The organism is Nocardioides sp. NPDC057577 (genome assembly GCF_042801335.1).
Taxonomy (GTDB): domain Bacteria; phylum Actinomycetota; class Actinomycetes; order Propionibacteriales; family Nocardioidaceae; genus Nocardioides.
In genome coordinates this window covers 29,745-50,081 of record NZ_JBHVGB010000015.1, presented here as the reverse complement: position 1 = coordinate 50,081, position 20,337 = coordinate 29,745, and the positions used below count along the sequence as shown (strand labels likewise).

Below are 20,337 nucleotides of genomic sequence, written 5' to 3'. Positions count from 1 at the left end.
TGATCAGTCCAGTGGTCTGAAGACCATGTCGTCAAGGACCTCGAGCCCGAGGTCGTCGAGCATGTCGATGAGCACCACGACGACCTGCCGGGTGAGCCGGTCGACGAGCTGGTCCCGGGTCTCGTCGTGGTGGTCGAGCCACCAGATGATGCTCGCGTCGACCATGCCCATGAGGCCGGCGAGGATGCCGTCGGACGGTGTGCCGCTCACCTCGGAGGCGCGGAGGTAGGAGCCCATGGCGTCGATGAGCTCGTCCAGGAAGCGATTGCGGCCCATCCGGGCCCGGTGCAGGGCCCTGGTCTGCTGCTGCGCGGCGACGAACCGGTAGAGGTTGGGGTGCTCGTCGGCCCAGACGACGCAGGGCTCGATGACCCCGCCGATCACCTCACGCGGGGTGCCGGCGCGGGCGAGATGAGGGCGTACGCGTCGGATCAGCTCGGTCGAGGCGAACCGGACGACCTCGGCGTCGAGCTGCTCCTTGCTGGCGAAGTGCCGGTAGACGTTCGGGCGCGGGAGGCCCGCGCGCTCGGCGACCTGCGCCATGCCGATGCCCGGCCCGCGCTCCTCGATCGCCTCCACGGCGGCCTCGACCACCTGGGCTCGCCGGGCGTCGTTGTCGAGCGCCTCCTTCGCGGAGCGGCGCCGGACGGTGGAATCCACCCACTTGACCACGTCAACCACATCGTCACCCTAGCGAGACGGGACCGGCTACACCTTGTATCCAGGAGATAAGTGGGACACCATGTCTCTGGAAACACCCTGTACCCAACCCGAAAGGCCACGCATGTCCCGCCGCTCGCCCTGGATGGACCAGGACCTCGACGACCTTCGCGACCTTGCCCGGACCTTCTTCGAGAAGGAGGTCAAGCCCAACATCGACACCTACATCGCCGACAAGCACGTCGACCGTGACCTGTGGCGGAAGGCCGGCGAGCTGGGCCTGCTGTGCCTTTCCATCCCCGAGGCGTACGGCGGCGGTGGCGGCACGTTCGCCCATGAGGCCGTGCTGATCGAGGAGCAGGCCCGGGTCGGCGACACCGCCTTCGGTGCCTCGCTGCACAGCGGGATCGTGGCCCACTACCTGCTGGCGTACGGCACGGAGGCGCAGAAGAACGAGTGGCTGCCGAAGCTGGCCTCCGGCGAGGTGGTCTCCGCGATCGCGATGACCGAGCCCGGCACCGGCTCCGACCTGCAGGGCATCCGCACCAAGGCGGTCAAGGACGGCGACGACTACGTCGTCAACGGCGCCAAGACGTTCATCACCAACGGGCTCCTGGCCGACATGGTGCTGGTCGCGGTCAAGACCAACCCGGAAGAGGCCGCCGCCGGGATCTCCCTGGTCATCGTCCCGACCGACACCGAAGGCTTCCGTCGCGGCCGGGTGCTCGACAAGATCGGGATGAAGGGGCAGGACACCTGTGAGCTCTTCTTCGACGACGTACGTATCCCGGCCTCGAACCTGCTCGGCGACAAGGAGGGCGACGGGTTCGTCCAGCTGATGATGCAGCTGCCCCAGGAGCGGCTGATCGTGGCCGTCGGCAGCGTGGCAGCGATGGAGTTCTGCTTCGACGAGACGCTCCTGTACGTCAACGAGCGCACCGCCTTCGGCAGGCCGGTCTTCGGCTTCCAGAACACCAAGTTCGAGATGGCCGAGATCGCGACCGAGGCCCGGGTGGCGCGCTCCTTCATCGACGAGTGCGTCGAGCTGCACGTCAAGGGCGAGCTCGACATCCCGACCGCCGCGATGGCCAAGTACTGGAGCTCCGAGCGCGCCGGCATCGTCGTCGACAAGTGCGTCCAGCTCTTCGGCGGCTACGGCTTCATGGAGGAGTACCCGATCGCCCGGGCCTTCACGGACCTCCGCGTCCAGCGCATCTACGCCGGCACCAGCGAGATCATGAAGGAGATCATCAGCCGATCCCTTCCGGTCCCCACCCGATGAGAAGGAGATCGAGATGAGTTCGACGACGAGGACCGCCGAGGGAAAGCAGTCCTACTACGACACGCTGCGGACGCTCTCCGAGGCTTCGGTGGACCAGCACTTCCAGGCGTTCAAGGACATCAAGTGGGACGATCCCGAGTTCCACCTCGACCCGAACGACGAGCGCTTCGTCCTCACCGACGCCGACGAGATCGGCCGCCACGAGTGGTACAAGTCGCTCTCGAAGGAGCGGCAGATCCAGGTCGGGGTCTACCGCTACGCGCAGATCGCGAAGGTCGGGCGCCAGTTCGAGCAGGTGCTCATCGCGGGCGTGATGCACCACCTGATCCTGGCGAAGGACGGCAACCCCGAGTTCCGCTACGCGATGCACGAGGTCACCGAGGAGACCCACCACATCCAGATGTTCCAGGAGTCGGTCAACCGCTTCGTGGAGAACTCGGGGGTCGACGGCGTCGCCGGGGCACCGGGATGGTTCGCCTGGCTGGCTCCGCTGGTGACGTCGGCCGGGACCTGGTTCCCGGAGATCTTCTTCGTCGGCATCCTCGGCGGCGAGGAGCCGATCGACCATCTGCAGAAGAGCATCATGCGTGCCGGTGGCAGCCACCCGCTGATCGACCGCGTCATGCAGATCCACATCGCCGAGGAGGCGCGCCACATCGGCTTCGCGCACCAGTATCTCGAGCACCACTGGGCGCAGATGAACCCCGTCAAGCGGCGCGCGCTGACCTACCTGTTCCCGGTCGTCATGCGGCTCCTGTGCGACGTGATCATGGTGCCGAGCAAGCAGGCGCGCGAGGACATGGGCATCCCGAAGGACGTCGCCAAGGAGATCTGGTGGGACTCCCAGGACTCCGAGAAGCTCCTGCGCGACCTCTTCTCGGACGTACGCCTCCTGGCCGACAACCTGGGCATCCGCAAGGGACCGGCCAAGCTGGTCTGGCGCGCCCTCGGTATCGACGGGCGGGCCGCGCGCTACCGCGCGCAGCCGTCGAGTGCGGCGGTCTGAGGTGCTGGCGTACGAGAGCACCGGCTCGGGCGAGCCGCTGCTGATGATCCATGGCATCGGTCATCGCCGTCAGGCCTGGCACCCGGTCGTCGACCGGCTCGCCGAGCACCACGAGGTGTTCCTCGTGGACCTGCCCGGTCACGGCGAGTCCCCGGCCCATGTGGCCGACGGCCGCTCGCCCCGGCAGGCGCTGATCGACCCGCTCGAGGAGTTCCTGGCCGAGGCCGGCCTGGAGCGTCCGCACGTCGTGGGCAACAGTCTCGGTGGCGTGGTCGCCCTGGAGCTGAGCAAGCACGGGCTCGCCCGCAGCGTCACCGCGATCTCCCCGGCCGGCTTCTGGCGCAACGACGTCGAGTTCGCCTACGTGCGCGCACTGTTCGCCTCGGTGATCGCGACCTCGGGGGTGCTGCGGCCGGTCGCGCCGTGGCTTCTTCGTCACCCGTGGGGTCGGACGCTGGGGCTCAGCTGGCTGACCGCCCGGCCGGCGGCGATCCCGGCGGAGGTGGCGTACGAGGACCTGTGCAACATGCTCGACTCCAAGCAGGCGCTCCGCGACATCATCCGCGGCGGCTACCTCTTCGACGGTGCCGTGCCGGCCGATGTGCCGATCACGATCGCGTGGGGCAGCAAGGACCGGGTCCTGCGTCCCTACCAGGCCGGCGAGGCGCGGCTGCGCCTGCCCGGAGCGCGCCACGTCGAGCTCCCCGGCTGCGGGCACGTGCCGATGGCGGACGACCCCGACCTGATCGCCGACACCATCCTGGCGACGACCCAGGACAAGACGACCACGGACCTTCGGAGGACCGCATGACCACCCAACGCCATGTCGACGTGCTCATCGTCGGAGCCGGCCTGTCCGGCGTGGGCGTGGCGAGCCAGCTGACCCGCGAGCGGACCGGGCGGACGTACGCCATCCTCGAGCGCCGCACCGCGATGGGCGGCACCTGGGACCTGTTCCGCTACCCCGGGATCCGCTCGGACTCGGACATGTTCACCTTCGGCTACGGGTTCCGGCCGTGGAACGGGACCAAGGTGCTGGCCGACGGCCCGAGCATCAAGCGCTACATCGAGGAGACCGCGGACGAGTACGGCGTCACCCGGCACACCCACTTCGGCCGCAAGGTCGTCGCCGCGTCCTGGTCCAGCGAGCGAGGCCTGTGGACCACCACGGCCCTCGACGAGACCACCGGCGAGACGGAGGAGTGGACGAGCCACTTCCTCGTCGGCGCGACCGGCTACTACGACTACGACCAGGGCCACCGACCTGTTTTCCCTGGTGAAGACCGATTCCAGGGCGATTTGATCCACCCGCAGCACTGGCCCGAGGACCTCGACCACACCGGCAAGCGCGTGGTCGTCATCGGCAGCGGAGCCACCGCGATCACCCTGGTCCCCAACCTGGCCGAGAAGGCCGAGCACGTCACGATGCTGCAGCGCTCCCCGACGTACGTCGTTCCGGTTCCGGCCGACGACCCGGTCTCCGCCGCCTTCAACCTGCTCAAGGTGCCGACCCGGGCGGTCTACGGCGCCGGACGCGTACGCAACATCCTGCTGCAGCAGGGCATGTACCGCTTCTGCCGCACCGCGCCCCGGGCCGCCCGGAAGGCGATCCTGGCCGCGATCCGCGCCCAGGTCGGGAGCGAGGTGGACATGAAGCACTTCGAGCCGAGCTACAACCCCTGGGACGAGCGGCTGTGCGTGGTGCCGAACGGCGACCTGTTCTCCGTCCTGCGGCGGGGCGAGGCCTCCATCGTCACCGACACGATCGACACCTTCACCGAGACCGGCATCCGGCTGGCGTCGGGGGAGGAGATCCCCGCCGACATCGTCATCACGGCCACCGGACTCAGGATCCAGCTGCTCGGCGGCATGCGGATCGAGGTCGACGGTGAGCCGGTCGACACCCGCGACCGGCTGCTCTACAAGGGCACCCTGGTCGAGGGCATGCCCAACGCGATGATCGTGATGGGCTACACGAACGCGTCCTGGACCCTGAAGGCCGACCTCGCCGCTGCGTACCTGTGCCGGCTGCTCAAGCACATGGCGCGCAACGGCTACGGCCAGGTGGTGGCGGAGGCGGCCGACGAGGATCGCGACGAGGTCTCCGTGATGGGTGCCTCGATGCGGTCGGGCTACATCCAGCGCGGCGACGCCGTGATGCCCCGCCAGGGCAAGCGGGCGCCGTGGCAGATCCGGCAGGACTACCTGTACGACACCCGCGAGCTGCGGCTGCGTCCCGTCGACGACCCGAGCCTGCGGTTCACGGCGCGGACCGTGCCCGCGCGCGTCGCCGAACCGGTGCCCGCCTAGCGCTCGCCCGTCGGGGACGTGAGGGCCGCGGCCAGCCTGTCGGCCGCGGCCGGGTCGGCCTGGGGCAGGAAGAGCGAGGGCTCGACGAGCTCGACCTCGAGCACGCAGTAGCGGCCGTCGTTGTCGCGGACCAGGTCGACCCGGGCGTACGTCGGTGTCCCGAACCGGCCGGTGACCAGGTCCACGGCGGCCTGCGCGACCTCGATCTGGTCGGGGTCCGCGGTGTGGGCGGCGTTGTTCTCCACCGCGAAGAGGTCGTCGACGGCGCCGGCCCGCGGCAGGTCGACCCGCTTGCTGGCGGCGTGGCTGAATCGGCCGTCGAAGAAGACCAGCGGCCACTCGCCGTCGATGGGCACCGACTTCAGGAACGGCTGGACCAGCACGACCTGTCCGCCGACGTGGAGGCGGGCGACGTGAGCCGACGCGGCCGCATGGTCCTCGGGGCCGTACGAGGCGGCGTCCCGGCTGCCGGCGCCGACCGCGGGTTTGACGACGAAGTCGCCGTCGGGGAACTCTGCCGTCGAGCCGGGCTCGACGAAGACGGTGGGCGTGATCGGTACCCCGGCGGCCGCGAGCTCGGCGAGATACCGCTTGTCGAGGCTCCACCGCACGAGGGCGGGCCGATTGACCAGCTCGGTGACCTGGGTGACCTCGTCGAGCCAGGTCAGGAACTCGGCCAGCCGCTGCGGGTAGTCCCAGGCCGACCTGAGCACGACGCGGTCGTACGCCGCCCACTCGACGCTCCGGTCGTCCCAGTCGACCACGTCGACGGTGACCCCGGTGCGGGCCAGAGCGGCCAGAGCGACCGGCTCGTCCTCGTCACGACCGCGCGCCTCGCCCGCCGTCACCCATGCCAACCGGTCGATCTCGTTCACCATGCTGCGCACTATGAACGCTCGACCGTGAGCGATCAAACCGGCGCTTGTGCGAAGGCGATCGCGCCCGGAACCTCGTCGTCGGGCCGCATGAGGAGCTCGGCCTCGATCGTGAACCCGGCCTCCCGCAGCCACTCGGAGATCTGCCCGGGCCGGCGCCGGTGACTGTCGACGTTGATCGGCTGCCCCGTGTAGCCCGTGGACGAATGCCGTGTCTCGTCGCCGACGTGGAAACCGACGAGCACCTGACCGCCGGGCCGAAGCACCCGGCGGAACTCCTCGAACACTCCCGGCACCGCCGCGTCGGGGATGTGGATCACGGACCAGAAGGCGAGTACGCCGCCCACGGACCCGTCCGCCAGCGGCAGATCGGTCATCGACCCGACCTCGAACCCGAGATCCGGATGGTCGCGCCGGGCGATGGCGACCATCTCCGGGGAGAGGTCGATCCCGAACGCGTCCACGCCCAGGTCGCGGAGGTGCCGCGTGACGTACCCGGGCCCGCAGCCGACATCGGCCACCGGCCCGCCGCTCTGGCGCACCGTCTCGGCGAACACGGCCAGGCCGGCACGCAGGTAGGGGCGATCGTCCAGCAGGCCGCGTACCTGCTCGGCGTAGCCGGCGGCATCGGTGTCGTAGGAGTCGCGGGTCTCGTTCAGCCAGTTGTCGGGCACGTCGAACGACCCTAGGGCACGTTGGAGTCAGCCGAGGCGCGCAGCGAGCGCACTTGCGGCCTGACCGACCTCGTGTCCGAGGGGCGTGGGGTCGGTGAAGGCGGGGTTGCTGGTCTGACCGGAGACCTGGATCGCCGCGAGGCATTCACCGTCGGCGCTGATCAGCGGAGCGGCCACGGATGACGCGCCGACCACGCGCTCGTCGTGGGAGGCCACCCAGCCGCGCTGACGGATCTCCTCGAGCTCGTTCCGGAAGTCCTCGGGGGAGATCTGGGTCCCGTCTGCCCGGGTGAACTCGCCGATGCCGTCGAGGGCTGCCTCGAGCTCCGCGGGATCCATGTACGCAGCGATGACCTTGCCCGCGCCGAGGTGGAGCGGGAGCCGCTCGCCGATCGGGAGGACATAGCGCAGCGGGTCGTTGCCCTCGACCCGGGCGATCACGGCACGGGAGGACCCGGCGCGAACGAACACGGAGGCGGTGAGCCCGGTGGCAGCGGCGAGCTGCTGCAGGATCATCGGCGCGGTCGAGGCCAGCCGGTTGGTGGCCAGGTAGGCGTGTGCCCCGAACAGCATCGCGACGCCGGTGCGATAGCCGGTGCCGTCCTGTTCGACCCGTCCGCGCGACTCGAGCGCGTTGAGGATGCGCTGGGTCGTGGCGACGTGCAGACCCGCTCGGCGCGCGACCTCGCTCAGCCGCAGCGGCGTACGCGTCGCCTCGAGCACCTCGAGGACGTCGATGGCTCTCTCCAAAGAGCGCATCGTGCTTGCCGGTTTCTCCTCGCTCACGGGCCTCCTCCGTTTCGTCGCGACGCATCGAATCCTCGCACCCCTGAGCACGAGGGCTTGACAGGGTGACGGCCGTCACGGATAGTTCCTCATGCCGTGATACACCTTATCACAGAATGAGAAACATGGGCGACTACACCAACATCCCCGCCACTACGGCGGTAGCCGGTCCGGCGACCGCTGACGAGCGCCGCCGGTCCGTCCTGCCGTTGCTCGTCGCAGCGCTCGTCGTCGCGATCGGAGCAGCCGCGTTCATCGGCTCGCGCTCGCTCGGCTACTGGGACGACCTCGGGCCTGGGCCCGGGTTCTTCCCGCTCTGGCTGGGGGTGCTCCTGGTCGTGCTGGGGCTCATCTGGTTCGGCCAGGAGCTGCGGGCACGACTCCGCCCCGAGACCGCGGGCAAGCCGGCCCCGGACGAGGAGGAGACGCCCGAGTACTCCCTCCCGACCGTGCTGGCCATCCTGGTGAGCCTGTGCGTGCTCGCCGCCTGCCTCGAGCCCGTCGGCTACCAGGTCAGCATGCTGGTCTTCCTGCTCTTCCACCTGCTGGTGGTCGGGCGCCGGGGACCGCTGCAGTCGCTGGTCATCGCCGTGATCGGAAGCTTCGGCGTCTTCTACGCCTTCACCCGGCTGCTGACGGTGCCGCTACCGGTCTCCAGCATCCCGTTCCTGCGCGACCTGGGGCTGTGAGGTCATGGATTCCTTCACCGCGCTCCTCGACGGCTTCGCTTCGGCGCTGACCCCGCAGAACCTGCTCTTCGCCCTGATCGGGTGCCTGCTGGGCACGATCCTCGGCATCCTGCCCGGGATCGGGTCGACCGCCGGCATGGCGATCCTGATCCCGCTCACCCTGACGATGGATCCGGCCAGCGCCATCATCATGCTGGCCGCGATCTTCTACGGAGGTGCGTACGGCGGGACGATCACGAGCGTCCTGCTGAACATCCCGGGCGAGGGCGAGTCGGCGATCACCTGCATCGACGGCTATCAGATGACGTTGCGTGGTCGGGCCGGAGCAGCACTGGCCACGGCCGGGATCGGCTCGTTCATCGGCGGCACGATCGCCACGCTCGCGCTCGTCGTGGCGGCGAAGCCGCTCTCGGAGCTCGGCCTGCGTATCGGGCCCCCGGAGTTCTTCTCCCTGGTGCTCATCGGCCTGGCGCTGCTGGTCGGCCTGGTGGGGCGGTCGGTCCTCAAGGGGCTCATCTCGGCCTGCCTCGGCCTGTTGATCGCGATGGTCGGCATCGACCCGGTCATGGGCATGCCGAGGTTCACCTTCGACCAGCCGCACTTCTTCGACGGCATCAGCTACGTACCCGTCCTGGTCGGCATCTTCGGGCTCGGTGAGCTGCTCGCCACCAGCGGCGGCGCGGCTCCCAAGCCCACCGCCCCGACGCTCCGGCAGCTGCTCCCGACGAGAACCGACCTGCGCCGCGCCGCACCGGCGATCGGGCGAGGTGCCTCGATCGGCACCGTCGTCGGCCTCATCCCAGGCGTGAGCTCGGCGATCTCCTCACTGCTGGCCTACAGCACCGAGAAGAAGGTCTCCCGGCACCGCAAGGAGCTCGGGACCGGCGCGATCGAGGGCGTAGCCGCTCCCGAGACCGCCAACAACTCGCACAGCAACGCCGCCTTCATCCCGCTCTTCACGCTCGGGATCCCGGCCTCGCCGGCGATCGCGGTGCTCATGGGCGCCTTCCTCCAGAACGGGCTCACCCCGGGACCGCAGCTCTTCACCGAGGCGCCGGACCTGGTCTGGACGGTGATCGCGAGCCTGTTCGTCGGCAACCTGCTCCTGCTGGTGCTGAACGTCCCGATGGTCGGGCTGTGGACCCGGATCCTGGCGATCCCCTACTCGGTCCTGCGCGCGGTGATCTTCGCCTTCATCGTGATCGGTTCGTACGCCGTCAACAACAGCGTCATCGACATCTACGTGATGGTGTTCTTCGGCGTCGTCGGCTTCGTCTTCCGGCAGGTCCACCTGCCGCTCGCGCCGCTGGTCCTCACGCTCATCCTCGGCCCGTTCATCGAGAGCGCGCTGCGGGAGTCCCTGCAGATCTCCCAGGGCGACTTCGGGATCTTCGTCGACCGCCCGCTCTCGCTGGTGTTCCTGCTGGTCGCCCTCGCGATCCTCCTCGCCTCTGTGTTCAGCGCCGGACTGAAGAGAAAGGCGGGACTGCCCACCGACGCCGAAGTCTGATCCAGCCACCCCCGAAACCGACGAAAGGTCATCCCCATGAACCGCGCACCCCGCGCACTCACCCTCACCGGCATCGGCCTGGCGTGCCTCTCGCTCGCTGCCTGTGCCCAGTCCGGAACCAACGCAGCGACCGGCGACTACCCGGCCAAGCCCATCGAGCTCGTCGTCGGGTACGACGCGGGCGGCCCGACCGACATCGGTGCTCGCATGCTCGCCACGGAGCTCGAGGACAAGCTCGACGCCACCATCACGGTGGTCAACAAGCCCGCGGCCAACTCCCAGGTCGCCTACACCGCGCTGACGCAGGCCGAGCCGGACGGCTACACCATGGCCGCCACGACGTTCCCGTCGGCGATCATGACCGTGCTCGACGAGAGCCGGGGCGCCTCCTACGAGCGCGACAGCTTCGCCCCCGTGGCCCTCCAGGTCGTCGACCCCACCGCGGTCGCGGTCGCCCCCGACAGCGACATCAAGACCCCGAAGGACCTGGTCGAGGCCGCCAAGGCGGAACCCGGCAAGCTGCGCGCGACCACGACCGGCGTCGCGAGCAACGAGCACTTCGCCCTCGCCAGCCTGAAGGAGGTGACCGGAGCCGATCTCGCCCCGGTGCACTTCGCCGACGGCGGCACCGCCGCCACCACCGCGTTCCTGGGCGGCAACACCGAGGTCCTGCTCGCCAACGTGAGCGACCTGCGGCCCCTGGCCGACTCCGGCAAGGTCCGCATCGTCGGCGTCATGGACGCCGAGCGCGCCGAGTCGCTGCCCGACGTACCGACGTTCGAGGAGTCCGGCTACGACGTGGAGATCTCCTCCTCGCGCGGCTACTCCTTCCCGGCGGGCACGCCCGACGAGGTCGTCGACGAGATGTCCACCGCCATCGGTGAGGTGATGGAGGACCCGGCGTTCCAGAAGAAGATGACCGACGCCGGCCTCGCCCCGTCCTACCTGGACGCCGACGAGTACGCCACCTACTGGGACGAGACCGAGAAGACCTTCGGCGACCTGTTCCCGCTGGTGAAGGCGGACGACTGATGACCGACAGCATCCTCGCCGACCAGCAGTTCAACCCCGGCGGCCGCGTCGCCACGGCTCGGCCGCAGCGTCCCGACGACGCGCTTCTCGACCGGTTCCGCCGTCTCCCCACTGCCAACATCGGCGACGCGATGGATCGGCTGGGCTCGGTCGACTCCGTCATCACGCCCGCCTGGCCCGGTGCCGGCATGGTCGGCACCGCGTTCACCGTCTGGACCCGCCCCGGCGACAACCTCGGCATCCACGAGGCGCTCACGCAGGTCGAACCGGGTGAGGTGATCGTCGTGAGCGGCGGCGCCGACGAGTCGCGCGCCCTCATCGGCGAGCTCATCGGCGGCAAGGCCAAGGCCCGCGGTGTCGCCGGGTTCCTCCTCGACGGCGCGGTCCGCGACGCCGAGGGCCTGGCCGAGTACGACATGCCCGTCTTCGCCCGCTCGCGCACGCCGGCCGGCCCCTACAAGGATGGCCCGTACGCCCTCTCGGTCGATGTCGCTGTCGCCGGAGTGGTCGTACGCCCCGGCGACATCATCGTCGGCGACGCGGACGGTGTTGTCGTGGTTCCCCTCGAGTCCGCGGCCGTGATCGCGGACCGTGCCGAGGCCAAGTACGCCGCCGAAGAGGCGACCCGCCGGGTGATCGAGGCCTCCCTCGGTCTCGCCGGGCCCGAGGGACAGCAGCCATGACGATCCTCGTGGGCTACATGCCCGGCGACGCCGGCGAGCGTGTCCTCGCCGGCGCCGTCCGGGAGGCCCAGACACGTGGCGGCCCCCTCGTGGTCGTGAACTCCTCGACGGGCGGCGCCTATGCCGACCGCGGCCTCGTCCCGGCCGCGGAGCTCGAGGCCGTGCGGCAGCGGCTGGCAGACCAGGGCCTCGAGGTCGAGGTACGCCAGTACGCCGAGGCCGTCGCCGTCGCCGAGACCCTCGTCGACGAGGCGGAGAGGGTGAGCGCCGACCTCGTTGTCGTCGGTCTCCGCCGCCGCTCGCGCACCGGGAAGTTCCTCCTCGGCAGCACGGCTCAGACCGTGCTGCTGCGCGCCCCCTGCGACGTCCTGGCCATCCGGATTCTCGCGGACGACTGACCCTTGATCCTCCCCAGCACCGAAAGTTCGACGATGTCACACAGCACAAGCTCCGACAGTCCGCTCCAGGGCGCCAGCGTGGCGATCCTCGGCCTCGGCGAGGTCGGCCGCATCTACGGCACCGCTCTCGCCCAGGCCGGCCACCGGGTGACCGGCTTCGATCCCTACCTCAGCGAGGCGCCGGGAAGTGTCGAGGTCGCGGACACGCTGGAGGGAGCGGTCGAGGGCGCCCAGGTCGTGATCGTCCTGACCGCGGCCTCGGCGAGCCGATCGGTCGCGGAGACGGCCGCCGCCACACTCGCCCCGGGTGCCGTCTATGCGGACTTCACCTCCTCGGGGCCGCTGGAGAAGCGGGCGCTGGCCACGGTGTTCGAGGGGCGCGAGGACGTACGCCTGGTCGATGTCGCCATCCTCGGACCGGTCATCCAGCTGGGCACCGCCACGCCGCTGATGGCCGCCGGGCCGGCGGGCGACGCGGTCGCGGCGCTGATGCGTCCGCTGGGCACGCCGGTCGAGGTGGTGGGTGGCGACCTCGGCGACGCCATGGCGCACAAGCTGCTGCGCAGCGTCTTCATGAAGGGGCTCGCCTCGGTCGTCGTCGAGGCGGTCGGTGCCGGGCGTGGCGCCGGGATGGAAGAGTGGGTCCGTGGTCAGATCGCAGGCGTTCTCGCCGGTGACGGACAGGCGGTCATCGACCGTTTCCTCACCGGTACGTCGAAGCATGCCGCCCGGCGGGCGGCGGAGATGCGCTCGACCGGCGCCTACCTCGCAGATCTGGGGGTTCCTGCCGAGATGACGGGTGCCTCGATGACAGCGATGGAGCGGATGGCCGCTGACGGGAGCGGGTCGTGATCGGCGTCTGGGCGCTTGGCGTCTACCTGGCGGTGATCCTGGCCTGGACGACCGTTCTGCGCCGTAATGTCGGTGAGGCGATGGTGGTGGGGTTCGTCGTCGCCGCGGTGTTCAACGGCAGCCAGTTCCTCAGCGCGGGCTGGGACGCCCTCTATGCCGCGATCGTCGACGAGATCGTCTACGCCACCGTCATCTTCGTCTTCATGGGCTACGTCCTGGAGAAGGCAGGCGTCACCCACCGGATGATCGACCTGCTCGACGCTCTCATCGGTCACCGCCGTGGCGGCCCGGCGTACGTGTCGACGGTCGCCTCCGCGGGGCTCGGGAGCATCGTCCACAACCAGGCGGCGATCGCCGCCACCGTCGGGTCGGTGACGATCCCGTGGATGGAGCGCACCCGCGTCGACCGCACCACGGCCGCCACGATCGTGGCCGGCAACGCGGGCATGGGCATCACCTTCCCGTTCAGCGCCTCGATGTTCGTCCTGGTCGGCTCCTCGGTCGGCGGTGCCCTCGTCGACATCGACTCGCTGATCGTGCCGCTGCTCATCGGTGGGCTGTGGTGCGTGCTGCACCGCCTGATCGTCACCTACCTGCTCGTACGCCGCTCCACCGCCGGCAGCGGTCCGACCGTGTCGCGCAGCGGCCGGGACGTACGGGCTGCGTTCTCCAACGGCTGGCCGACGCTGCTGCTGTTCGCGGGGATCGCGATCCCCATCGTGCTCACCACCGGCGCCGTGGCGACGGCGCTCACCGAGCGGATCGACTCCGATGTCACGGAGGCGTTGAGCCCGATCTTCTGGATGCCCGTCATCCTCATCCTGATCGGGCTGTTCCTCGGGCGTGATCGGCTGCCGCGCAGCGGCCGCGGCTGGGTCGAGCTGATCGGCGGCTCGGCACCGCGGTTCGGGGTGGTGGGGCTGACCGTCCTGTTCGCGTTCGCGGGTGCGAACGCGCTGGCGACGACCGGTCTCCCCGATCAGCTCGCCGGGCTGCTCGGTGACCTCGACCTGCCCGTGTGGTTGCTCGCGCTCGTCATCGGGATCATCGTCGTCGCCGTCGCGGCACCGCTCTCGAGCACCGCGACGATGGCAGCGGTCGGCGTGGTCGGCGTGGCCGCGCTCGCGGCCGCGGGCGTACCCGCCACGACTGCCGCGGTCGCGGTCCTGATCTTCTCCTCCTGCGAGGCCGCCGTGCCGCCGGGCGGAGCGCCGCTGTATGTCGCCTGCGGCATCGCCGGCGTCGACCCGCTGCACACCTTCCGCAGGATGCTCGCCTACTACGCACTTCCGCTGCTCGGCATCGGGGTGCTCGTCGCCTCCGGCGTCCTGCCTGTCTGAGAAAGGGACGGAACCATGACTCGATCGATCCTCCGCACCGTCTTCATCGCGTCGCTGATCGTCGCGCTGCTCGGCGGTCTCGCGCTCATCGGCCTGCAGACCGTGGGCCTGGTCGTCGGCAGCCAGGCAGTCGTCGTAGGCCCCAACGGCCTGTTCAAGACGATTCTGTGCGTCGCCGCCTCGACCTCGGCCGTGACGGCCTACCTCCTCACCCACGTCGGCTCCGAGGCAACGGTGCGTGACGACGCGGAAGCGACCAGATGACCACGCACGACCGCCCGAGCCGGGCCGAGCTCCATGACCGGCCCGGCCGGCTGCGGGGCACGTCGTGGGAGCTCTTCGAGGACCCGTGGCGCGGCACGCCGTCGTTCGCGGGCGAGGAGAGCGTGGTGGCCGCGGCCGGACTCGTCCAGCTGGGCGAGACCTTCGGGCTGGACTACCCGATCAACGCGTTCATGCCGGGGATGTCCAGGGCGAGGAAGCCGGCCGAGCACGTCATCTACGGCAACCACCCGGCTCACCGCGACGACTACCTCGACGGCTACTACCTCCAGTCCTCGACCCAGGTCGACGGGCTGCGGCATCGGCGTGCCGACGACGTCGGGTTCTACGGCGAGACCGCCGACGAGCTGATCGTCCCCGGCACCGAGGAGATCGGCATCCAGGTCTGGGCCGACCGGCCCATCGTCAGCCGGGGAGTTCTGGTGGACATCGCCGGCCTCCTCGCCCGGCGCGAGGAGACTCTCGACCACGAGGCGGGCCAGCCGATCCCGTACGACTACATCGATCAGGCTCTCACCGCGCAGGCGGTCGAGCTGCGTGCCGGTGACATCGTCATGCTCCACACCGGGTGGTGCGAGTGGTTCCTCGGGCTCACCGCCGAGCAGAAGCTGGCTCAGCAGGCCGTCGGCCGCGCCACGGGCATCGAACAGAGCGAGGAGGTCCTCGACTGGGCCTGGGACACCGGCCTCGCCCTGCTCGCGGCGGACACCTTCGCGGTCGAGTGCCTGCCGCCCGTCCCCCACTCGCCCTTCGTCCGGTCGGCGCCGAACGACCGCGGCATGATGCACCAGGAGTTCCTGGCCAAGCTCGGCATGCCGCTGGGCGAGCTGTGGAGGCTCGGGCCGTTGGCTCGCCGCATGGACGACCTGCAGCGGTGGGAGGCCTTCCTCAGCGTCAAGCCGCTCAACGTCACCGGCGCGACCGGCTCACCGGCGAACGCCGTCGCGATCATGTGACGACACGTCGATCGAGGCAGCCCTGATCCGTGTGCCTGGTCATGCCGGCCACGTACGTTGGACGCAGCCGTCACCGGAGCGAGGGGAGTGCCGTGCGCAGCTGGGTGCGCAGGTCCTTGTGGGACGTCGTGCCGCGCGATCACCGCGACAGCGACGCCGGCCTGCGGCGCCGCCAGGCGGTCACGGTCGGGTTCGTCGTACTCGGTGCGTTGGTGCTCGGCGTATCGCTCCGGATCGAGCCGGGCAGCGTCTGGTTCTATCCGGCGGCCTTCGCCCTGGCCGGAGTCTGGACCATCGGCGCCTTCGCGTCCGGGCCGCTGCACCTAGGACGGATCGGCGCCTGGCGCCGGCAGGACGGGCAGGGTCGGCAGCGGTTCGTACGTCCGGTGCTGGCGCCGATCCTGCTCGGCCTCGGTCTGGCCGGGATCTTCGTGATCGGCGGTCTCGTCGTGCGCGAGATCCCGTGGCTGGACCGACAGGTTCGCTCGGTGCTCGACTTCGCCGACCAGGGCTCGCTGCCGATCCTGGTCGTGGTGACGGCGGTCAACGGGGTGGCGGAGGAGCTGTTCTTCCGTGGTGCGGTCTACGCCGCCCTTCCTCGCCATCCGGTTGCCTGGACGTCGGTGGCCTACGTGATCGCGACGCTCGCGACCGGCAACGTGATGCTGGCCTTCGCGGCGATCCTGCTCGGGGTAGTGGTCGGGCTCGAGCGGCGTGCGTCCGGCGGCGTGCTCGCGCCGATCCTCACCCACTGCTCGTGGTCGCTGTCGATGCTGCTCGCGCTGCCGCTGCTCTTCGGCTGAGACACCGCCGGCTCAGAGGGCGTTCTCGTCGGCCAGCCGCTCGGCCAGGGCGCGACGTACGGCTTCCCGATAGGGCAGCGGTTCGCCGGGCACGACATCGAGGATGCGACGGTCCCGTACGACCACCTCGGTGGTCATGGAGTCGATCAGATTGCGCCCGGTGGTCACGTCGATGTCGGTCACCAGTGCCAGCCAGTACGACGACAGTCGAGGCGTCAGCACCGGCACGGCGACGACCGGGATCGATCGGCCGTTGGCCACCTCGGAGGCGACTGTCAGCATGTCGACGTACGTCATCGGCTCGGGGCCGCCGATCTCGAAGACCTCGCCGATCGCGTCCTCGTTGTCGATGACACCGGCGAGATAGCGGATCACGTCGTCGACGGCGACGGGCTGCGTCCGGGTGGCGGTCCACCTCGGCACCACCATGGCGGGGAGGTTCTTGACCAGCTGCCGGGTCAGCTCCCAGGAGACGCCACCCCGGCCGACCACGATCGCGGCCCGCAGCACCGTGACCGGGACACCGGCCTCGCCGAGCAGGGTCTCGACCTCGCGGCGAGAGCGTAGGTGGGGTGAGAGATCCCCGTCGTCCCCGAGCCCGCCGAGATAGACGATCTGGCGCACCCCGGCCCGGGCGGCCGCGGCGCCGAAGGACCGGGCGGCCCGGGCGTCGCGCTCCTCGAAGTCGTCGTGGTCGAGCGAGTGCACCAGATAGACCGCCACATCGACCCCGTCGAGCGCTGCCGACAGGGTGGTCGGGTCGTCGACGTCGGCACCTACCGGTTCGCCGGGGCCGTCGTAGTCGTCCGGCCGCCGGGTCATGGCGCGCACCGTGAGGTCGCGTTCGGTCAGCTCGGCGACCAGCCGCCGACCGATGAACCCGGTCGCGCCGGTGACGAGCACGGTGGTGGAGGACTCCATGGGTCGAGCCTACGGACGCCGTCATGCCCGGCGACGCGACGCGCGGACGGCTCCTCGCCGACGTCAGACCGGACGGCAGTCCTGCCCGCAGCCGTCCTCGGAGATCGGCCCGGACGCGTGCGATGCCGGCCGGTGCAGCACGGCGCCGGTCGGCGTCACGAGGACATCGGATCCCTCGACCCGGCCGGTGCCGTCGACGATCAGCGCATGCTCGCGCGGCGTGAGCGGGGCGTACGTCAAGGTGAGCACAGGGTTCGCGGCGAGGTTCGCACGGGTGCCACCGCCCGGATTCGAGATCCGCAGCGTCGAGCCCTCGACGACCGGGTCCACGACCACCACCTTGATCCGCTCGCCCGCGGTGGTCAGCAGGAAACCGCTGCCGAAGCGTTCGAGCGTGGCAGCGAGATCGGACAGCGCGACCGGGATGCTCATATCCGGCACGCTAGTCCAACGTGCAGAGCTCCCGCGGGGTATCGGGGATCATGGAGGCATGGCGACGAATGGCAAGCGGGTCGCGCTCGCCCTGGGGGCAGGCGGCGCACGGGGCTACGCCCACCTGGGCGTCGTCCAGGAGCTGCGGGCGCGGGGACACGAGATCGTGGCGGTCGCGGGCACCTCGATGGGGGCGCTGGTCGGCGGCCTGGTCGCGGCCGGCAAGGACGAGGATTTCGCCGGCTGGGCGACGGGGCTGCGTCAGATCGACGTGCTGCGGCTGCTCGACCCGAAGTGGCGGGCAGGCGGTGCGTTCAACGCCGACGGCGTCGTCGCAGAGCTCGAGAATCTGCTGGGCGAGCAGCTCATCGAGGATCTGCCGATCCCGTTCACCGCGATCGCGACCGACCTGGAGTCGCACCGTGAGGTGTGGTTCCAGCGCGGCCCGCTGGTCAAGGCGATCCGGGCCTCGATCGGCATCCCCGGCGTTTTCCTGCCGGTGATGTGGAACGGCCGGGTGCTCGTCGACGGCGGCCTGCTCAACCCGCTGCCGATGGCCCCGACCGCCGCTACCCCGGCCGACCTGACCATTGCGGTCTCGCTGCAGGGCCCGCGCACCCAGCGCGGGACGCAGTCGCCGGTGGTCGAGAACTCCGCCGACGTCACCGCTGACGAGGAAGGTACGACGGTCTTCCGGCGGCTCCGCGACAAGCTGGGCATCGGCGGCGAGATGACCACGGCCCCGAAGGCAGAGTCGAACCGCGCTCAGCCCGATCTGCGCGTCGCCGACATCATGACGCTGTCGTGGGATGCGATGCAGGAGATGATCGCGCGCTACCGGCTGGCGGGGCTGCCGCCCGACGTCCTGATCACCGTGCCGGTCGACGCCGCCCGCACGCTCGACTTCCATCGCGCCACCGAGATGATCGAGCTCGGCCGGCGGTTGACGGCCAAGGCGCTCGACGACGCCGGATGCTGACGCAGCCCAGCGGCGTACCCTGCCTCCGATGAGCACCTACCGGTCCGACTGCTCCCGCTGCGCGGGCCTGTGTTGCGTGGCGCTGCCCTTCACTCGCTCGGCGGACTTCCCCGAGGACAAGGCGGGCGGCGATCCCTGCCGCCACCTCGGGCCCGACTTCGGCTGCGGGATCCACGACCGGCTGCGGGACCGCGGGTATGCGGGCTGCACGGTGTTCGAGTGCTTCGGCGCAGGTCAGCAGGTCACCCAGGTGACCTTCGGTGGTGCCGACTGGCGCACGGAGCCGGCGTTGCGGCAGGAGATGTTCGACGTCTTCGCCGTGATGCGGAACCTGCACGAGATGCTGGCGCTGCTCGAGGAGGCCGCCGAGCGACGCCCGTCGCCCGACCTCGCCGAGCTGACCGTGCAGGTCTCCGCCGCGGCGGCCGGCTCTGCCGACCAGGTGCTCGCGACCGACGTGGGCGCACTCCGCGCGGCCGCCGGGAGCGCGCTCCGTCGCGTGAGTGCAGAGATCCGCCACCCCGCGGGTCAGGCGCTGGCCGGCGCCGACCTGGTCGGTCGCGACCTGCGCCGGCGAGACCTGCGTCGTGCCGATCTCAGAAGCGCGCTCCTCGTGGCCGCCGACCTGCGGGGCGTCGACCTCGCCGATGCCGACCTGCTCGGTGCGGATCTGCGGGACGCGGCCGTCGCGGGCGCCGACCTCTCCCGGGTCCTCTTCCTCAGCCAGGCGCAGGTCAACGCCCTGCGAGGAGACGGGACCACCCGCCTGCCCGCAGGGCGCGACCGGCCCGCCCACTGGGGCTAGAGCCCCGCAGAGGACTCAGGCCAGCGTGGAGGTGTCGATCACGAAGCGGTAGCGCACGTCGGAGGCCAGAACCCGGGCGTACGCCTCGTTGATCTGGTCCGCCGCGATCACCTCGACCTCGGAGCCGATGCCGTGCTCGGCGCAGAAGTCGAGCATCTCCTGGGTCAGCGCGATGCCGCCGATCATCGAGCCGGCGAAGTTGCGCCGGTTGGTGAGCAGCGAGAACACGTTGACGCTCAGCGGCTCGGGCGGGGCGCCGACGTTGACCAGGGTGCCGTCCACGTCGAGCAGACCGAGGTAGTCGTCGACGGGGATCTCGGCGCTGACCGTGTTCACGATCAGGTCGAAGCTGTTCTTCAGCGTCTCGAACGTCGCCGGGTCGGAGGTGGCGTAGTAGTGGTCGGCGCCGAGACGCAGACCGTCCTCCTGCTTCTTCAGCGACTGCGACAGCACGGTCACCTCGGCGCCCATCGCGTGAGCGAGCTTGACGCCCATGTGGCCGAGGCCGCCGAGGCCGACGATCGCGACCCTCTTGCCGGGACCGGCGCCCCACTTCTTCAGGGGCGCGTACGTGGTGATGCCGGCGCACAGCAGCGGCGTCGCAGCCGCCGGGTCCATGCCCTCGGGCACCTCGAGCGCGAAGTGGGCGTCGACGACGACGTGGGTCGAGTAGCCGCCCTGGGTGAACGAGCCGTCGCGGTCCTTCGCGGCGTACGTCCCGACGCCACCGCCGGGGGTCGAGCAGTGCTGCTCGTCGCCGTTGAGGCAGTGGTCGCACTCGCGACACGAGTTCACGAAGCAGCCGACGCCGACGCGGTCGCCGACCTTGTGCTTGGTGACGGACGAGCCGACCTCGGTGACCCGGCCGACGATCTCGTGGCCCGGGACGACCGGGAACGGCTGCGGGCCCCAGTCACCGTTGACGGTGTGGATGTCGGAGTGGCAGATGCCGGCGTACTCGATCGCGATGAGGACGTCGTTCGCGCCGACCTCGCGGCGCTCGATGGTGATCGGGGCCAGCGGCTCGCCGGCGGAAGGTGCTGCGTACGCGTTGACGCGCAT

The 20,337-nt window shown here is 70.2% G+C and carries 23 protein-coding genes; 16 read left to right on the top strand and 7 right to left on the bottom strand.

Translation table 11 applies throughout. The features are described 5' to 3' along the window. Positions 1-3: 3 nt before the first annotated feature. A complete protein-coding gene (locus ACFU7D_RS05310) occupies positions 4-681 on the bottom strand; it encodes a TetR/AcrR family transcriptional regulator (protein ID WP_378728085.1) in 678 nt (225 codons plus the stop codon). A 103-nt stretch (positions 682-784) separates the two neighbouring features. Between ACFU7D_RS05310 and ACFU7D_RS05305 the strand changes: the two genes are divergently transcribed. Genes ACFU7D_RS05305 through ACFU7D_RS05290 form a run of 4 tightly spaced genes read left to right on the top strand, consistent with a single transcriptional unit; the run spans position 785 to position 5,258 of the window. Next, on the top strand, positions 785-1,942 hold the full coding sequence (locus tag ACFU7D_RS05305; RefSeq protein WP_378728084.1) for an acyl-CoA dehydrogenase family protein: 1,158 nt from the start codon (positions 785-787) through the stop codon (positions 1,940-1,942). Between the two features lie 13 nt (positions 1,943-1,955). Next, positions 1,956-2,948 carry a diiron oxygenase gene (locus tag ACFU7D_RS05300; protein WP_378864257.1) on the top strand — a complete coding sequence of 331 codons (993 nt, stop codon included), beginning with the start codon at positions 1,956-1,958 and terminating at the stop codon, positions 2,946-2,948. 1 nt (position 2,949) lies between these two features. After that, positions 2,950-3,759 carry an alpha/beta fold hydrolase gene (locus tag ACFU7D_RS05295; protein ID WP_378864254.1) on the top strand — a complete coding sequence of 270 codons (810 nt, stop codon included), beginning with the start codon at positions 2,950-2,952 and terminating at the stop codon, positions 3,757-3,759. Then, positions 3,756-5,258, top strand: coding sequence for a flavin-containing monooxygenase (locus ACFU7D_RS05290; protein ID WP_378864251.1), 1,503 nt, complete (start codon positions 3,756-3,758; stop codon positions 5,256-5,258). Before ACFU7D_RS05295 ends, ACFU7D_RS05290 begins: the two co-directional genes overlap by 4 nt. Here the strand turns inward: ACFU7D_RS05290 and ACFU7D_RS05285 are convergent. From ACFU7D_RS05285 to ACFU7D_RS05275, 3 genes are read right to left on the bottom strand one after another with little or no spacing between them, the layout of a single operon-like run. Further along, positions 5,255-6,136, bottom strand: coding sequence for a RimK family alpha-L-glutamate ligase (locus tag ACFU7D_RS05285; RefSeq protein ID WP_378864248.1), 882 nt, complete (start codon positions 6,134-6,136; stop codon positions 5,255-5,257). The genes ACFU7D_RS05290 and ACFU7D_RS05285 overlap by 4 nt on opposite strands. A 32-nt stretch (positions 6,137-6,168) precedes the next feature. After that, entirely contained in the window at positions 6,169-6,807 is a 639-nt protein-coding gene (locus ACFU7D_RS05280) for a class I SAM-dependent methyltransferase (RefSeq protein WP_378864245.1), read from the bottom strand. A 27-nt stretch (positions 6,808-6,834) separates the two neighbouring features. After that, positions 6,835-7,593: an IclR family transcriptional regulator gene (locus tag ACFU7D_RS05275; RefSeq protein ID WP_378864242.1), complete on the bottom strand. Its 759-nt coding sequence runs from the start codon at positions 7,591-7,593 to the stop codon at positions 6,835-6,837. A gap of 125 nt (positions 7,594-7,718) precedes the next feature. Here ACFU7D_RS05275 and ACFU7D_RS05270 point away from each other — a divergent pair, with 125 nt between their 5' ends. From ACFU7D_RS05270 to ACFU7D_RS05225, 10 genes are all read left to right on the top strand, one after another. After that, positions 7,719-8,282 (top strand): tripartite tricarboxylate transporter TctB family protein, encoded by a 564-nt coding sequence (locus tag ACFU7D_RS05270; protein WP_378864239.1) that lies wholly within the window; start codon positions 7,719-7,721, stop codon positions 8,280-8,282. Positions 8,283-8,286: 4 nt separating this feature from the next. Further along, positions 8,287-9,792 carry a tripartite tricarboxylate transporter permease gene (locus tag ACFU7D_RS05265; RefSeq protein WP_378728076.1) on the top strand — a complete coding sequence of 502 codons (1,506 nt, stop codon included), beginning with the start codon at positions 8,287-8,289 and terminating at the stop codon, positions 9,790-9,792. 36 nt (positions 9,793-9,828) lie between these two features. Beyond that, on the top strand, positions 9,829-10,824 hold the full coding sequence (locus tag ACFU7D_RS05260; RefSeq protein ID WP_378728075.1) for a Bug family tripartite tricarboxylate transporter substrate binding protein: 996 nt from the start codon (positions 9,829-9,831) through the stop codon (positions 10,822-10,824). Next, the gene (locus ACFU7D_RS05255) at positions 10,824-11,507 is read left to right on the top strand and encodes a methyltransferase (RefSeq protein ID WP_378864234.1); all 684 of its coding nucleotides are present in this window, start codon (positions 10,824-10,826) and stop codon (positions 11,505-11,507) included. The genes ACFU7D_RS05260 and ACFU7D_RS05255 overlap by 1 nt, the downstream gene beginning before the upstream one ends. Next, entirely contained in the window at positions 11,504-11,905 is a 402-nt protein-coding gene (locus tag ACFU7D_RS05250) for a universal stress protein (protein WP_378864232.1), read from the top strand. Before ACFU7D_RS05255 ends, ACFU7D_RS05250 begins: the two co-directional genes overlap by 4 nt. Before the next feature lie 33 nt (positions 11,906-11,938). Further along, a complete protein-coding gene (locus ACFU7D_RS05245; protein WP_378864229.1) occupies positions 11,939-12,757 on the top strand; it encodes an NAD(P)-binding domain-containing protein in 819 nt (272 codons plus the stop codon). Then, positions 12,754-14,097 carry a TRAP transporter large permease subunit gene (locus tag ACFU7D_RS05240; RefSeq protein WP_378728071.1) on the top strand — a complete coding sequence of 448 codons (1,344 nt, stop codon included), beginning with the start codon at positions 12,754-12,756 and terminating at the stop codon, positions 14,095-14,097. Before ACFU7D_RS05245 ends, ACFU7D_RS05240 begins: the two co-directional genes overlap by 4 nt. A gap of 15 nt (positions 14,098-14,112) precedes the next feature. Beyond that, positions 14,113-14,361, top strand: a complete 249-nt coding sequence (locus ACFU7D_RS05235; RefSeq protein WP_378728070.1) for a hypothetical protein — start codon at positions 14,113-14,115, stop codon at positions 14,359-14,361. After that, positions 14,358-15,335, top strand: coding sequence for a cyclase family protein (locus tag ACFU7D_RS05230; protein WP_378864226.1), 978 nt, complete (start codon positions 14,358-14,360; stop codon positions 15,333-15,335). The genes ACFU7D_RS05235 and ACFU7D_RS05230 overlap by 4 nt, the downstream gene beginning before the upstream one ends. A 92-nt stretch (positions 15,336-15,427) precedes the next feature. Beyond that, a complete protein-coding gene (locus tag ACFU7D_RS05225) occupies positions 15,428-16,138 on the top strand; it encodes a CPBP family intramembrane glutamic endopeptidase (protein ID WP_378864223.1) in 711 nt (236 codons plus the stop codon). Positions 16,139-16,150: 12 nt separating this feature from the next. On the opposite strand, the gene ACFU7D_RS05220 is transcribed toward ACFU7D_RS05225, so the two are convergent. Beyond that, positions 16,151-17,059 carry an NAD(P)H-binding protein gene (locus tag ACFU7D_RS05220; protein ID WP_378864220.1) on the bottom strand — a complete coding sequence of 303 codons (909 nt, stop codon included), beginning with the start codon at positions 17,057-17,059 and terminating at the stop codon, positions 16,151-16,153. 63 nt (positions 17,060-17,122) lie between these two features. Then, positions 17,123-17,491 carry a pyridoxamine 5'-phosphate oxidase gene (locus tag ACFU7D_RS05215; protein ID WP_378864217.1) on the bottom strand — a complete coding sequence of 123 codons (369 nt, stop codon included), beginning with the start codon at positions 17,489-17,491 and terminating at the stop codon, positions 17,123-17,125. Between the two features lie 58 nt (positions 17,492-17,549). Here ACFU7D_RS05215 and ACFU7D_RS05210 point away from each other — a divergent pair, with 58 nt between their 5' ends. Further along, positions 17,550-18,470, top strand: a complete 921-nt coding sequence (locus tag ACFU7D_RS05210) for a patatin-like phospholipase family protein (RefSeq protein ID WP_378864214.1) — start codon at positions 17,550-17,552, stop codon at positions 18,468-18,470. 28 nt (positions 18,471-18,498) lie between these two features. Then, positions 18,499-19,275, top strand: a complete 777-nt coding sequence (locus tag ACFU7D_RS05205; protein WP_378728064.1) for a pentapeptide repeat-containing protein — start codon at positions 18,499-18,501, stop codon at positions 19,273-19,275. 15 nt (positions 19,276-19,290) lie between these two features. On the opposite strand, the gene ACFU7D_RS05200 is transcribed toward ACFU7D_RS05205, so the two are convergent. Next, positions 19,291-20,337, bottom strand: a complete 1,047-nt coding sequence (locus ACFU7D_RS05200) for an NAD(P)-dependent alcohol dehydrogenase (protein WP_378864211.1) — start codon at positions 20,335-20,337, stop codon at positions 19,291-19,293.